The sequence below is a fragment of the Nonomuraea sp. NPDC049129 genome (genome assembly GCF_040648495.1).
GTDB lineage: Bacteria > Actinomycetota > Actinomycetes > Streptosporangiales > Streptosporangiaceae > Nonomuraea.
The window spans coordinates 16,102-30,479 of the sequence record NZ_JBEZDU010000003.1 but is presented as its reverse complement, the minus strand read 5'-3'; the positions used below and the strand labels follow the sequence as shown (position 1 = coordinate 30,479).

Here is a 14,378-nt window from a genome sequence, read left to right as displayed (position 1 = left end):
CCATCTGGACGCCGGTCAGTCGATCTTGAACTCGTCGACGTTCTCCGTGGTCGCGACCTTCACCGGCACGGCCACGGTCTTTTCGATCTTCTCGCCCTTGGCGGCCTTGACCGCGGCGGCCACCGCCTGCTGGCCGAGCAGCGCGGGCTGCTGGGCGACGCTGGCGTTCATCGTGCCCGCCTTGACCGCCTTCAGGCCGTCGGGGGTGCCGTCGAAGCCGACGACCTTGACCTCCTTGCCCGCCTTGGCGCCGAGGGCCTTGATCGCGCCCAGCGCCATCTCGTCGTTCTCGGCGAACACGCCGTTGATGCCGGGGTTCGACTGGAGCAGGTTCGTCATGACGTCGAGGCCCTTGGTCCGGTCGAAGTCGGCCGGCTGCTGGGCCACGACCTTGATGTTCGGGAACGCCTTGATCCCCTCGGTGAAGCCCTGCCCGCGGTCGCGCGCGGCCGAGGTCCCGGCCACGCCCTGCAGCACGACGACCTGGCCCTTGTGGCCGAGCAGCTCGGCCAGTTCCTGGGCGGCCAGTTTGCCGCCCGTCACGTTGTCGGAGGCTACGGTCTGCGTCACCTCGGCGCCGTTGACGCCGCGGTCGGCCGCGATGACCGGGATGTTGGCGCGTTGCGCCGCCTTCGCCGCGGGCGCCGCCGCGTCGGAGTCGACCGGGTTCAGGATGATCGCCTTCATGGCCTGGCTGGCGAAGTTCTGGACCTGGTTGACCTGCTGGGAGGCGTCGTTCTGGGCGTCGGTGACGGTGAGCGTGGCGCCGACTCTCTGGGCCTCGGCCTGCGCGCCGTCGCGGAGCTGGACGAAGTACGGGTTGTTCAGCGTCGACACGGTCATGCCGATCTTGACGTTGGCTCCGCCCGGTGAGGCGGAGCTGTTCGAGCCTGACGGGCCGGCGGAGCCACAGGCGGTGAGGCCGAGCGCGAGAGCGGCGCCGGCTATGACGAGCGCGGGAATCCGCATGATCTATCCCTTTCCTATGACATCCCCCTGCGCCGCAGGGTGTCGACGAGGACCGCGAGCGCGATGACCACGCCGATCACGACCTGCTGCCAGAAGGCCGAGACGGAGAGCAGGTTCAGGCCGTTGCGCAGGACGGCCAGGATGAGCGCGCCGACGAACGTGCCGAGCGCCCGGCCCTTGCCGCCGGACAGGCTGGCGCCGCCGATGACCACGGCCGCGATGGCGTCGAGCTCGTAGCCGGCGGCGGCCTGCGGCTGGGCCGAGGCAAGTCGGCTGGCCAGGACGATCCCGGCGACCGCCGCGAATGCGCCGGACAGCGCGTACGTGATGAGCTTCTGCCGGGAGACCTTGATGCCCGACAGCCGGGCGGCCTCCTCGTTTCCGCCGATGGCGTACATCGCGCGGCCCACATAGGTGCGGTTGAGTATCACGGCCGCGAGGGCGCCCATGACCAGCATCACGAGGACGGGGACCGGTAGGTAGCCGCCGATGGTGTCGCCCAGGTGGGAGACCGCGTCCGGCATCGGGATGGGGCTGCCCTGGGAGATGACCAGGGCCAGGCCGCGGGCGATGCCGAGCATGGCCAGCGTGGCGATGAACGGCGGCAGCTTGCCGTACGCGATGAGAGCGGCGTTGACCAGGCCGCACGCGACGCCGACCACCAGGGAGACCACGGTGGCCAGCGGCCAGGGCAGGCCGGGGACGGTGGCCGTCCACGCCAGGACGATCGCGGAGAGCGCGGCGACGGACCCCACCGACAGGTCGATGCCGCCGGTGACGATGACGAACGTCCCGCCGAAGGCGAGGATCGCGGTGACGGCCGCCTGTACGCCCACGTTGAGCAGGTTCGTCACGCTGAGGAAGTCGGACGACAGCAGCGACAGCGCCACGACCAGCACGACCAGCGCCACGAGCGCGCCGTTCTCGGCCAGCCAGGACCGCCGGAGGAAGACGTTACTGACCACGGGGACCCGCCACCTCGGCGACCGCCAGCGCCATCACGCCGTCCTGGGTGGCCTCGGCCGCGGACAGCTCGCCGACCAGCCGCCCGCGCGCCATCACCAGGATCCGGTCGCTCATCCCGAGCACCTCGGGCAGGTCGCTGGAGATCATGAGCACCGCGTGCCCCGACGCGGTGAGCTGGTTGATCAGCTGGTAGATCTCCACCTTCGCGCCCACGTCGATGCCGCGGGTCGGCTCGTCGAGGATCAGCACCCCCGCGTCGGCCTCCAGCCACTTGCCGATGACGACCTTCTGCTGGTTGCCGCCAGAGAGCGTGCGTACCTCCTGGGCCAGGCCGGTCATCCGGATGCCGAGCTGTTCCGCGACCTCCGCGGCGGCCCGGCGCTGCCCGCCGCGGTCGACGAATCCGGCGCGGGTGGCCTCGCGCATGGTGACCAGCCCCAGGTTCTCGCCGATGTCCGCGCCCAGGACCAGCCCTTGGCCCTTCCGATCCTCGGGGACCAGCCCCAGGCCGGCCTCCATGGCCGCGACCACGTCCCCCGGCGCGGGCCGCCGGCCGCGCACGGTGACCTCGCCGGTGTCGTAGCGGTCGGCGCCGAACACCGCCCTGGCCACCTCGGTACGGCCGGCGCCCACCAGCCCGGCCAGACCGACCACCTCACCCGCGCGCACCTCGAAGGAGACGTCCTCGAAGACGCCCTTGCGGCCGAGCCCGGTGACCTTGAGCAGCGGCTCGCCCGCCTGGCCGCGCCGGCGCGGGAACTGCTGGTCGATCGGCCGGCCCACCATGAGGCGGACCAGCTCGTCCTGGGGCGTGTCTGCGGGCACCTCGCCGACCGATCGGCCGTCGCGCAGCACGGTCACGCGGTCGCCGATCTCGGCGATCTCCTCCAGGTGGTGGGTGATGAACACGATCGCCACCCCGTCCTCACGGAGCCGGCGGACGATCGAGAACAGCTTCTCGACCTCGCCGGTGGTGAGCACCGCCGTCGGCTCGTCCATGATCAGGACGCGGGCGTCCAGGGCGAGCGCCTTGGCGATCTCCACCATCTGCATGCGCGCGATGCCCAGCCGGGCGACCGGCGTACGCGGATCGACGTCCACGCCCACCCGCGCCAGCAGCTCCACGGCCCGCTCGTGCATCTTCTTGGTGTCGACGAAGCCGAAACTGCGCGGTGGCCGGCCCAGCGACAGGTTCTCGGCCACGCTGAGCTCGGGGACCAGGTTGAACTCCTGGTAGATGGTGGCGATGCCGAGCCGTTGCGCGTCGCCGGCCGTACGGATGTGCACGACTCGCCCGTCGAGCAGCACGCGGCCCTCGTCCGGGTGGTAGGCGCCGGAGAGCATCTTGATGAGCGTGCTCTTGCCCGCGCCGTTCTCACCCAGCAGGACGTGCACCTCACCGGCGCGTACGGTCAGGTCGACGCCGTCGAGCGCCAGCACACCCGGGAAGCGTTTACGCAGGCCCTCGGCCCTGAGAAGCTCCACTCCACGATGGTGTCCGCCACCGCGCCGACCATTCCGCGAACGCGCAGGTAAAAGGCAGGTTTTTACGAGGAAAGTACCCGTCTGGCACGGTGGCCGCTCATGTCAGCCTCGGTACGAGCCGACGCGCGGCCGTCGAGGTTGACCATGCCGTGGACCGCGACCCGGAGCCGGGACACCGGCGGGTAGCGGGACAACGGCGGGTCGGCTGGGCACATGGTTGCCACCTCTCAGGGGATCAGGAGGGCCTTGACCGGGGTGGTGTGGCCGTTCATCAGAGTGGTGAAGATGTCGGCGCCCTGGTCGAGGGGGTAGGTGTCGGTCCAGCTGAGGTCCCATCCGCCGACCAGGTCGATGGCGGCGGTGAAGTCGCCGTTGCCGTAGGCGAAGGAGCCGAGGACGCGTTTCTCGGTGCGTACGAGGTCGGTGGCGTCGAAGCCGGGGTCGTCGGCGGCCAGGCCGAGCCATACCGTCACGCCGCCGGGGCGCAGGTGGGTGAGGGACTGCTCGTGCGTGGCGGCGGCGCCGACGGCGTCGAAAATGACGTCGTACTCGCCGGTCAGCTCGGGGCCGGTGGTGGCGCCGAGCCGGGCGGCGATGGCCAGGCGTTCGGGTGCGCGGTCGGCGACATGGACGGACGCGGCCTTGCCGGCGAGGGCGGTGTGGAGGCAGGTGAGCCCGATGGCGCCGGCGCCGATGACGCCGACGCGGGCTCCGGCGGGGTGGCCGGCCAGGCGCCAGGCGTGCACGGCGTTGGCGGCGGGCTCGACGAGGGCGGCGGCGGTGCGGCCGACGCCGTCAGGCAGGGGGATGACGGCGGCGGTGGGTACGGCGACGCGTTCGGCGAAGCCGCCGGGCCGGTGAATGCCGAGGATCTTCCGGTTCCGGCAGATGTTGGGCTGCCCTTGGGCGCACAGGTCGCAGGTGCCGCAGGCCAGGATGGGGTTGACGATGACGGCCTGTCCGTCGTCGGTGTGGCCGGTGAACTCGTGTCCCATGATGAGGGGCGGCACCCGGAAGCCCGGTGTCCTGACGCCGTGCAACTCGCTGCCGCAGATGCCGGACGCGGCCACGTGGACGAGCACCTCGCCGGCGCCGACCACGGGCTCGGGCACCTCGCGCAGCTCCACGACGCTCGGACCGGTGAACACCAGGGCCTTCACGCGCACCCCTCTCTTTTCCGTATTTCGTCTATTCCGTATTACGGAATGCCATTCCGAATCAGCGCTAGCAGACCATTGCCGGGAAGGAGGTGTCAAGTGCCCGTTCGCGTGTCCACACTGCGGTCAGCGATCCACACCTGCGCGACCTGCCTGTTAGCGTTATCGCGGAGGTGGTGATCCGCATGGCTGGGGGATCGGACGGCAAACCGCGCACCAGGCCCGCCGTGCTCGGCGATGTGGCCGCGCTGGCCGGCGTCTCGGCGATGACGGTCTCGCGGGTGCTCAACGCGCCCGACCGGGTCCGCGCCGAGACCAGGGAGCGCGTGCTGGCCGCCGTGCGCGAGCTGGACTACTGGCCCAACTCGGCTGCGCGCCAGCTGGTCACGGGCCGCTCCGGCGTGCTCGGCGTGGTCAGCATCGATACCACCCTGTACGGCCCGGCCTCGACCCTCTACTGCATCGAGCAGGCGGCCCGGCTGAGCGGCTACACCGTGAGCATCGCCAGCCTGAGCCTGCTCAACCGCAAGTCGATCGAGGAGGGCGTGCACCGCCTCCGGTCCCAGTCCGTCGACGGCGTGGTCATCGTCGCGCCCCACGAGTCGGCGGTCGACGGGCTGCGCTACCTGCCGCCCGATCTGCCGGTGGTCGCCGTCGACGCGGGCAAGGAGGTCCCGGTGCCGGTGGTCATGGTCGACCAGCGGGCGGGCGCCGCGCGGGCGACCCGCCACCTGCTGAGTCTCGGCCACGAGACCGTCTGGCACCTGAGCGGGCCGGTCGACTGGATCGACGCCAGCGGCCGGATCGAGGGCTGGCGAGGAGCCCTGGAGGCCGAGGGCCGGCCGGTGCCCGAGCTGTTACGCGGCGACTGGAGCTCCCGCTCGGGCTACCAGCACGGCAGGCGGCTGGCCGCCGACCCCTCGGTCACGGCCGTCTTCGCCGGCAACGACCAGATGGCGCTGGGCGTCCTCAGGGCGATGCGCGAGGCCGGGCGTCGGGTGCCGGAGGAGGTGAGCGTGGTCGGCTTCGACGACATCCCCGAAGCGGCCTACTTCTGGCCTCCGCTGACCACGGTCCGGCAGGACTTCGGCGAGGTCGGTCGCAACGCCTTCCACCTGCTGCTCGACCAGATGGCCGGCACGAAGCGGGAAACCCAGCGGCTGGTGGAGCCCGAGCTCGTGGTCAGGGAGAGCACGGGCGCCAGCCGTACGAGGTGATCAGCCAAGAGTGATCAGCCGAGGCGGATCACGTTCCAGGAGACAGGGGGCAGCAGCACGCGCAGGGGATCGTGCTGGACGTCCGGGTTGGTCCGAGGGGCGACCGTGTCCGGCGCCTCGGCCGTGTTGCGCGCGTAGACGTCGGGGCCCGACAGCGTGGTGGCCTCGACGACGCGGACGTCGCCCAGCGACCGCGCGTCGATCTCCAGGGAGAGCGGCTCGTCGGTCGAGCGGTTGACGGCGAAGATCACGGTCTCGTCGCCGGAGTGCGTGGCGACGGCGTGCAGCAGCGGCACCTCGCCGTACTCCTTGGTGTCGTGGCTCGGAGAGGTCGCCTCGACGCGGAGCACGTCGCCGGCGGCCAGGCGGGACGCCTGCGCGAAGGGGTGGAAGGTGGTCTGCTTCCACGCCGATCCGCCGGGCGAGGTCATGATCGGCGCGATCACGTTGACCAGCTGGGCCAGCGAGGCGGAGGTCACCCGGTCGCTGTTGCGCAGCAGGGTGATCAGCAGGCCGCCGAAGGCCACCGCGTCCGCCAGGTGGTAGTGGTCCTCCAGCAGCGGCGGCGCGACCGGCCAGTCCCGTGGCGGCTCGGCGGCCTGGAAGCGGGACAGGTACCAGACGTTCCACTCGTCGAACGAGAGGTTGATCTTCTTGCGCGACTTCAGCCGGGCTCCGACGCTGTCGGCCGTGGACACGACCGACTGGATGAAGTACTCCATGTCGGTCGAGCAGGCCAGGAAGCTCGCCAGATCGCCGTCCTTCTCCTCGTAGTAGGCGTGGCAGGAGACGTAGTCGACCACGTCATAGGTCTCCTCCAGCACCGTGGCCTCCCACGCGCCGAAGGTCGGCATCGACGAGGCCGAGCTGCCGCAGGCGACCAGCTCCAGATCGCCGTCCACCATGCGCATGGCGCGGGCGGTCTCGGCGGCCAGCCGGCCGTACTCGCGGGCGGTCTTGTGGCCGGTCTGCCACGTGCCGTCCATCTCGTTGCCCAGGCACCACATCCGGATGCCGTGCGGCTCCTTGGCGCCGTTGGCGATCCGCAGGTCCGACAGTGTGGTGCCGGACGGGTGGTTGCAGTATTCGAGCAGGTCAAGGGCCTCGGCGATGCCGCGCGTGCCGAGGTTGAGCGCCATCATCGGCTCCACCCCGGCCTTGCGGCACCAGCGGACGAACTCATCCACCCCGACCTCGTTGGTCTCGGTGCTGTGCCAGGCCAGGTCCAGCCGCCGGGGCCGCTCGGCGACCGGCCCGATGCCGTCCTCCCAGCGGTAGCCGGAGACGAAGTTGCCGCCCGGATAGCGGACCGTGGACACGCCCAGCTCGCGGGTCAGGTCGAGCACGTCCCGGCGGAAGCCGTCCTCGTCGGCCGTCGGGTGGCCCGGCTCGTAGATGCCGGTGTAGACGCACCGGCCCAGGTGCTCGACGAACGTGCCGAAGGTGCGGCGGCGTACCGGGGCCACGCGGAAGGCGGGGTCGATCGTGAGATGTGCTTCGTGCACTGTGCAGACTCCTCGGAAGTGATGCCTAGATTGTTAGCGCTCTCATAGACCTGGTCAAGGCTCTTGACAGCTCACGTGTTACCGCAAACACTCGGGTAACCCGAAAAGAGGCCGCTCATGGAAGGTCCCTCGTCCGTCTCCCGCCGCCACCTCCTCGGTGGCGGCCTCGCTCTTCTCGGTGCCGGCGCGGCCGGCTGTGCGATCCCCGTCGGCCTGGGCTCGGCCCAGCGGCGGGTCCGCTACTGGCACTTCCTCGGCGCGAGCGACGGCATCATCATGAACCGGATGGTCGGCGCGTTCGCCAAGGCCAACCCCGACGTCTTCGTCGAGGAGAACGTGCTCGCGTGGGGCGAGCCGTACTACACGAAGGTCGCGATGGCCGGAGCGGGCGGGCGCTCGCCCGACCTGGCCACGTTCCACCTGGCCCGCCTGTCCGGGATCGGCGCCGGCCGGATACTCGACCCGATCAACGTCGACCTGCTCGCCAAGAACGGCCTGCGGGCCGCCGACTTCAGCCCGCCCATCTGGGAACGCGCCCACGTCAACGGCGAGCTGTACGCTGTGCCGTTCGACGCCCATCCCATGGTCCAGTACTACAACACCGACCTCTCCCGCCGGGCCGGCCTGCTCGGCGACGACGGCAAGCTGAAGCCGACCACCGGGACCGACGAACTGCTGGCCATGCTGCGCAAGGCCAAGGACGCGCTCGGCGGCAAGCCGCCGCTGGTCTTCGACGCGCTCGGCCTCGGCACGGTGGGCCCGTGGCGGGTGTGGGAGTCGCTGTACGCGCAGAGCGGCGGCACGCTGGTGTCGGACGACGGCACCCGGATCACCCTCGACGACACCAAGGCACTGACCGCGCTGCGGTTCATGCGCCAACTCGGCCAGGAGGGGCTCTGCAACCCCAAGACCGACTACGGCGCGTCCGTGGCCGCCTTCACCAACGGCCTGGCGGCCTTCCTATGGAACGGCGACTGGGAGACGACCGGGCTCAAGGAACGCAAGACGCCGTTCAGCATGGCCCGCTTCCCCAGTGTCTTCGGCAGCGGCGCGGCCCAGGCCGACTGCCACTCGTTCGTGCTGCCGCACCAGCGCAACCGGGACCCGGAGACCGAGGCGGCGACCTACCGGTTCATCGCCTACCTGGTCAAGCACAGTGCCGACTGGGCGGTGGCCGGGCACGTGCCCGCCTACCTGCCCGCGCTTGAGGAGCCCGCCTACCTGGCGCTGCAGCCGCAGTCGGAGTACCGCTCAGTGATCACCGAGGTCGCCCTGGACCCGAAGGTGTGGTTCGCCGGGTCCGCGTCGCGGCTGTGGATCGAGTTCGGCGGCGCGTTCTCGCCGGTCATCAGCGGGGCGCGGACGCCCGAGCAGGGCCTGGAGACGGCCAAGCAGGCGCTGCGCCGGCTCATGTCAGCCCCGAACCCCTTCCCCGCCAAGGAGGGATGATGGCCGCCACTGCCGCCGCTCCCGTCACCACCACTCCCGTCGCCCACGTCCAGGTACGGCGCCGCTGGACCCAGCACGGACTGCTGTTCGTCGCGCCCTTCCTGGTGATCTATGCCGCCTTCCTGGTGTGGCCGACCGTGCTCGGCCTCCGCATGAGCCTGTCGAGCGTCAACATCGCGGGCGGCAACAACGAATTCGTCGGGTTCGCCAACTACGCCGAGGCGTTCGGCGACCCCAGAATGTGGCACTCACTGTGGAACACCGTGGTGTTCACCGTGCTGAGCACGATCCCGCTGGTGCTGCTCGGCCTGGGATTCGCCCTGCTGGTGCACAACCTGCGCTTCCTGCAGTGGCTGTGGCGGCTGTCGTTCTTCGGGCCGTTCCTGCTGCCGTCGGCCGTGGTCGCGGTGCTCTGGCTGCAGATGATCTATCCGCCCGAGTACGGCCTGCTCAACGGCACTCTGGGCACCGACGTCCTCTGGCTGGGCGACCCGGGCGTGGCGATGTGGTCGATGGTGCTGACCACCGTCTGGTGGACGGTCGGCTTCAACTTCCTGCTCTACCTCGCCGCCCTGCAGTCGATCCCCCAGCACCTGTACGACGCCGCCGCGATCGACGGCGCGACGGCGTGGACCAAGCTGCGCTCGATCACGCTGCCGCTGCTCGGCCGGACGACCGGGCTCATCGTGATCCTGCAGCTCCTCGCGTCACTGAAGGTCTTCGACCAGATCTACCTGATGACGAACGGCGGCCCCGAGGAGGCCACCCGGCCGATCATCGAGTACGCCTACGAGGTCGGCTTCTCCGGCTACCGCATCGGCTACGCGTCGGCCATCACCTACATCCTCTTCGTCCTGATCGTCATCGTGTCGCTGGGGCAGCTCCGGCTGCTCCGCAAGCGCGAGGAGGCCCTGTCATGACCAAGCGGTTCAGCCCCTCCCAGATCATCCTGCTGGTCGTCGCGGCGGCGCTCGCCATCGTCTGGCTCGCGCCCCTCGCCTGGGCCGTCGCCACCTCGCTGAAGCCCGAGAGCGAGACCACCAAGCTGCCGCTCCAGTGGTTCGGCAGCGAGCTCACCCTGGACGCCTACCGGCTGGTGCTGGCGACCGGCGGCATCGTCAAGTGGGCGATCAACTCGACGGTCACCGCGGTCGTCGTCACCTTCATGACCGTGCTGTTCTCGGCGATGGCCGCGTACGGGTTCGCGCGCACGCAGTTCCGCGGCCAGCGGGTGCTCCTGGCGGTCATCCTGGCCGGGATCATGGTGCCGCCGCAGGTGCTCATGGCGCCGCTGTTCGCCGAGATGGTCTCGCTCGGGCTGGTCGACACCTGGTGGTCGATCATCCTGCCGCAGGTGGCGGCGCCGCTGATCGTGTACATCCTCTACAAGTTCTTCCAGGACGTGCCGCTGGAGCTGGAGCAGGCGGCCTTCGTGGACGGGGCCGGGCGCTGGCGGGTGTTCTTCACGATCGTCCTGCCGCTGTCGCGCCCGGTGCTCGCGGCCGTGTCGATCTTCACGTTCATCACGACGTGGAACAACTTCCTCTGGCCGTTCTTGGTCTCGACGGACCCCAACACGATGACGCTCCCGGTCGGCTTGGCCAACGTGGTGCAGGGCACGTTCGGGCTCCGGTACGCGCAGATCATGGCCAGCGTGGTGTTGGCCGGGCTGCCGCTGCTGGTGGTCTTCGTCCTCTTCCAGCGCCAGATCATCCGAGGAGTCGCCCACACCGGCCTGGCCGGTCAGTGACACCGGGTATCCCTCCGGGGCAGCTTCTTCCGCTCCCGGAGGGACCTCAGCCGCGACGTACCGGTTTCTTCCGCTCCCCCGGAGGGGGTATTGATCAGAGCAGCTTGTCGAGCGTGATCGGCAGGTCGCGGACGCGCTTGCCGGTGGCGTGGTGGACGGCGCTGGCGATGGCCCCGGCGACGCCCGTGATGCTCACCTCGCCGATGCCGATCAGGCCCAGGGGCATGGTCGGGTCCGGCTCGTCCAGATAGAGGATGTCGATCGGCGGGACGTCGGCGTGCACCGGGATGTGGTAGTCGCCCAGTCCCGGGTTCATGACGCGCCCGTTGCGCGGGTCGACGAGCGTCTCCTCCGACAGCGCCATGCCGATCCCCATCACGATGCCGCCACGGAGCTGGCTGGCCGCCGTCTTCGCGTTGATCACCCGGCCCACGTCGAACACGCCGAGCCAGCGTGACAGCCGTACCTCGCCGGTGTCCGGATCGACGCGTACCTCGCAGAACTGGGCGCCGCTCGCGGCCTTGACCCAGCGCCGCCGGTCGTTGACGAACTTCGCCATGAACCTGACCTGCCCGGCCAGCGCGCCGAGGCCCGATTCGGAGCCGATCGCCGCCTCGACGGACGGCCGGCCCGCCCTGGACAGGATGGCCTCGTAGCTCTCGCCGGCGTCCGGCCGGTCGCGCCGGTAGAGCCCGCCGTCCCTGGCCTCGACCGCGGCCAGCCGCTGTCCGCGCAACGGCGAGTCGCCGGAGCGCCGGGCCAGAGCCAGCACCGACCCCTTCAGCTTCTCGCAGGCCGACAGCAGGCTGGCCGCGACGCTCGCGGTCTGCGCGGAGCCGCCCGCCATGGGCCCGGTCGGCAGGTCGGAGTCGCCGTACTCCACCCGGACCGCCTCGAACGGCACGCCCAGCTCGTCGGCGGCGATCTGCGCCTGCACTGTCGCGCCGCCCATGCCCATCTCGTGGAAGCCGCAGCGCACCACGACCGTGCCATCGGCCGAGAGCCGCACGGTGACGTTGGCCGTGAACTGCACCGACGAGTGGTAGGCCGTGGCCACCCCCATGCCGACGAGCCACCTGCCGTCGCGCATCGAGCCGGGCTCCGGCGTGCGCTCGGCCCAGCCGAACCGCTCGGCGCCCAGCGCGTACGCCTCACGCAGCTTCCGGTGCGCGAAGCGCTTGCCGTCGAGCGGGTTGCGCTCCGGCTCGTTGCGCATCCGCAGCTCGATCGGGTCGACGCCGAGCTCGCCGGCCAGCTCGTCGATCGCCGCCTCCAGCGCGAACGTGCCGATGGACACGCCGGGCGCGCGCATGAACGTGTTGGGGAGCAGGTCCATCTCGACGAGTTTCTGCTGAACGAGGATGTTCTCGGCGTCGTAGAGATGATGGGACGCCTCGGTCACCGACTCGGAATTGCCGCCCGCCTTTCCGGTCCTGGTGACGCTGGTGTGGATCAGCGCGGTCAGCCTGCCGTCCTGGCCGGCGCCGAGCGCGACGCGCTGGGTCGAGGGCGTGCGCCCGCCGACCGTGCGGTAGACGCCCTCCCTGGTCAGCATCATCCGCACCGCTCTGCCGGTCGCCCGGGCGGCCAGCGCGGTCAGGATCGTGCCCGGCCAGATCGAGCCCTTGCCGCCGAAGCCGCCGCCGACGTACGGGGAGGTCATGCGTACATTCCGCTCGGGGATGCCGAACCTGACCGCGAGGTGCTTGCGCATCCAGGAGATGGCCTGGCTGCCCTCGTGCACGGTCAGCCGGTCGCCGTCCCACACGGCGGTGGTCGCGTGCGGCTCGATCGCGTTGTGGTTGTGGGGCGGGGTGGTGAAGCGCAGGTCCACCGAGACCGGCGCCACCGCCAGGGCCGCCTCCGCGTCACCCTTCTTGGCGCTGCCCGGCCCCATGATGCTGTTCGGCTGCGGCTTGGCGTTCGCCTCCTCCGCGGCGAAGTCCACCACGGCCGGGAACTCCTGGTAGGTCACCTCGACCAGGCTCGCGCCGTGCCGCGCCGCCTCCAGGCTCTCCGCGACGACGACCGCCACCGGCTGGCCGTCCCAATGCACCTCGTCGGTGTTGAGGTAATTGACCGAGGTGCCGGAGACCATCGTGCTCAGGTCGAGCATGCTCCGCGCGGGCGCCGGCTTCAGCACGGGCGCGTTCAGATGGGTGAGCACCGACAGGACGCCCGTCACCGCCTCGGCCGCCTTGACGTCGATGCCGGTGATCCGGCCGCGGGCGACCGTCGCGTGCACCAGGGCGGCGTAGGCGAGGTCCGGGTACGGGAACTCGGCCGCGAACCGGGCCTTGCCCGTCGTCTTCTCCGGGCCGTCGACCCGGTCGATGCCCCGGCCCACGGCCCGCTCGCGCGGCGGGCTCTGCTTCTCGGTGGTGGTGGTCATGCCAGGCTCCCGTCGCTGAGCCGCCGCAGCGTCGCCACGATCGTCCGTTGGGCCAGCTCGATCTTGAAGGTGTTGTCCGGCCGGCCGACCGCCGGCTCCAGCTCCGCCTCGGCCGCCCGGCGGAACGACTCCTCCGTGGCCGGGGCGCCGAGCAGGGCCGCCTCGGCCTGGTGGGCCCGCCACGGCTTGGCCGCCACGCCGCCGAGCGCCAGCCGTACCTCCGACACGACCCCGTCCGTGACCTCCAGCGCCGCGGCGACCGACACCAGGGCGAACGCGTACGAGGCCCGGTCGCGCACCTTGCGATAGCAGGAGGGCGCCGTCAGCGCCGGCACCTCGACCGCGGTGATCAGCTCGTCGGGCTCCAGCGCCGTCTCCAGGTGCGGCGTGCCGCCGGGCAGCCGGTGGAAGTCGGCCATCGGCACGCGACGCAGGCCGCGTACGCTCTCCACCTCCACAGTGGCGTCGAGCGCGGCGAGCGCGACGCACATGTCCGAGGGGTGCGTGGCGATGCAGTCGTCGCTCGTGCCGAGGATCGCGTGGTTGCGGTTGAAGCCGCCGATCGCGTCGCAGCCGCTGCCGGGCACGCGCTTGTTGCAGGCCGACGCGCCGTCGTAGAAGTAGGGGCAGCGGGTGCGCTGCAGCAGGTTGCCGCCCACCGTGGCCATGTTGCGCAGCTGCGCCGACGCGCCCGCGAGCAGCGCCTGCGACAGCAGCGGATAGCGGGTCCTGATCAGCCGGTGGGCGGCCAGGTGGCTGTTGCGCACCAGCGCCCCGACGCGCACGCCGCCGCCGGGCAGCTCCTCGATCTCGGTCAGCGGCAGCCGGGTAATGTCGACCACCGTGTCGGGCCGCTCGATGTCCTCGCGCATCAGGTCGACGAGGTTCGTCCCGCCGCCGAGGAACTTCGCGTTGGGCTCCGTCGCGATCGCGCGGACGGCCGTCGCCACGTCGGGCGCGCTGACGTACGCGAACGGCTTCATCGTGCGACCTCCTTGATGGCGTCGACGATCCCGTTGTACGCGCCGCAGCGGCACAGGTTGCCGCTCATGCGCTCCCTGATCTCGGCCTCCGACAGCCCGGTGGCGCCGGGCTCGGTGACCGCGCTGGGCATCCCCGCCCCGTGCTCGGCCAGCATGCCGATCGCCGAGCAGATCTGGCCGGAGGTGCAGTAACCGCACTGGAAGCCGTCGTGCTCGATGAACGCCCGCTGGATCGGGTGCGTGATCCCCTCGATGGTGGTGATGTCGCGGTCCTCGTACTGCACCGCGAGGGCCAGGCAGGAGTTGATCCGCTCGCCGTCGACCAGCACCGTGCAGGCGCCGCAGGCGCCCTGGTCGCAGCCCTTCTTCGTGCCGGTCAGGCCGAGGTGCTCGCGTAGCGCGTCGAGCAGGCTGACCCATGGTTCGAGCTCGAGCGAACGGGTTACGCCGTTCACCCGCATCCGCAGCGTGACCACATTGCCCTCCGAATGATGCGCGTCAGTTG

At 70.8% G+C, this 14,378-nt stretch carries 12 protein-coding genes; 4 read left to right on the top strand and 8 right to left on the bottom strand.

The annotated features are described in order from the left end of the window. Positions 1–15: 15 nt before the first annotated feature. The 4 genes from AB0B64_RS09550 to AB0B64_RS09535 form a co-directional block, all read right to left on the bottom strand. Positions 16–969: a substrate-binding domain-containing protein gene (locus AB0B64_RS09550; RefSeq protein WP_357939032.1), complete on the bottom strand. Its 954-nt coding sequence runs from the start codon at positions 967–969 to the stop codon at positions 16–18. Positions 970–983: 14 nt separating this feature from the next. Further along, positions 984–1,934, bottom strand: coding sequence for an ABC transporter permease (locus AB0B64_RS09545; protein ID WP_357939034.1), 951 nt, complete (start codon positions 1,932–1,934; stop codon positions 984–986). Then, positions 1,924–3,420, bottom strand: coding sequence for a sugar ABC transporter ATP-binding protein (locus AB0B64_RS09540; RefSeq protein ID WP_358176058.1), 1,497 nt, complete (start codon positions 3,418–3,420; stop codon positions 1,924–1,926). Before AB0B64_RS09540 ends, AB0B64_RS09545 begins: the two co-directional genes overlap by 11 nt. Before the next feature lie 227 nt (positions 3,421–3,647). After that, positions 3,648–4,580, bottom strand: coding sequence for an alcohol dehydrogenase catalytic domain-containing protein (locus AB0B64_RS09535; RefSeq protein ID WP_358176055.1), 933 nt, complete (start codon positions 4,578–4,580; stop codon positions 3,648–3,650). Between the two features lie 182 nt (positions 4,581–4,762). Here AB0B64_RS09535 and AB0B64_RS09530 point away from each other — a divergent pair, with 182 nt between their 5' ends. Beyond that, positions 4,763–5,794 carry a LacI family DNA-binding transcriptional regulator gene (locus tag AB0B64_RS09530; RefSeq protein WP_357657101.1) on the top strand — a complete coding sequence of 344 codons (1,032 nt, stop codon included), beginning with the start codon at positions 4,763–4,765 and terminating at the stop codon, positions 5,792–5,794. A 14-nt stretch (positions 5,795–5,808) separates the two neighbouring features. Here AB0B64_RS09530 and AB0B64_RS09525 read toward each other — a convergent pair whose 3' ends face one another. Then, the gene (locus AB0B64_RS09525) at positions 5,809–7,299 is read right to left on the bottom strand and encodes an alpha-N-arabinofuranosidase (RefSeq protein ID WP_358176052.1); all 1,491 of its coding nucleotides are present in this window, start codon (positions 7,297–7,299) and stop codon (positions 5,809–5,811) included. A 117-nt stretch (positions 7,300–7,416) separates the two neighbouring features. Here AB0B64_RS09525 and AB0B64_RS09520 point away from each other — a divergent pair, with 117 nt between their 5' ends. The 3 genes from AB0B64_RS09520 to AB0B64_RS09510 are packed head-to-tail and all read left to right on the top strand — an operon-like array spanning position 7,417 to position 10,498. Next, entirely contained in the window at positions 7,417–8,748 is a 1,332-nt protein-coding gene (locus AB0B64_RS09520; protein ID WP_357939042.1) for an extracellular solute-binding protein, read from the top strand. Continuing rightward, positions 8,745–9,668, top strand: a complete 924-nt coding sequence (locus AB0B64_RS09515) for a sugar ABC transporter permease (protein ID WP_358176049.1) — start codon at positions 8,745–8,747, stop codon at positions 9,666–9,668. The genes AB0B64_RS09520 and AB0B64_RS09515 overlap by 4 nt, the downstream gene beginning before the upstream one ends. Next, a complete protein-coding gene (locus AB0B64_RS09510; RefSeq protein ID WP_357939046.1) occupies positions 9,665–10,498 on the top strand; it encodes a carbohydrate ABC transporter permease in 834 nt (277 codons plus the stop codon). Before AB0B64_RS09515 ends, AB0B64_RS09510 begins: the two co-directional genes overlap by 4 nt. A 94-nt stretch (positions 10,499–10,592) precedes the next feature. On the opposite strand, the gene AB0B64_RS09505 is transcribed toward AB0B64_RS09510, so the two are convergent. The 3 genes from AB0B64_RS09505 to AB0B64_RS09495 are packed head-to-tail and all read right to left on the bottom strand — an operon-like array spanning position 10,593 to position 14,334. Further along, positions 10,593–12,890: a xanthine dehydrogenase family protein molybdopterin-binding subunit gene (locus tag AB0B64_RS09505; protein WP_358176046.1), complete on the bottom strand. Its 2,298-nt coding sequence runs from the start codon at positions 12,888–12,890 to the stop codon at positions 10,593–10,595. Continuing rightward, positions 12,887–13,873 (bottom strand): xanthine dehydrogenase family protein subunit M, encoded by a 987-nt coding sequence (locus tag AB0B64_RS09500; protein WP_358176043.1) that lies wholly within the window; start codon positions 13,871–13,873, stop codon positions 12,887–12,889. Before AB0B64_RS09500 ends, AB0B64_RS09505 begins: the two co-directional genes overlap by 4 nt. Then, positions 13,870–14,334 carry a 2Fe-2S iron-sulfur cluster-binding protein gene (locus tag AB0B64_RS09495; protein WP_358176897.1) on the bottom strand — a complete coding sequence of 155 codons (465 nt, stop codon included), beginning with the start codon at positions 14,332–14,334 and terminating at the stop codon, positions 13,870–13,872. The genes AB0B64_RS09500 and AB0B64_RS09495 overlap by 4 nt, the downstream gene beginning before the upstream one ends. Positions 14,335–14,378: the final 44 nt, after the last annotated feature.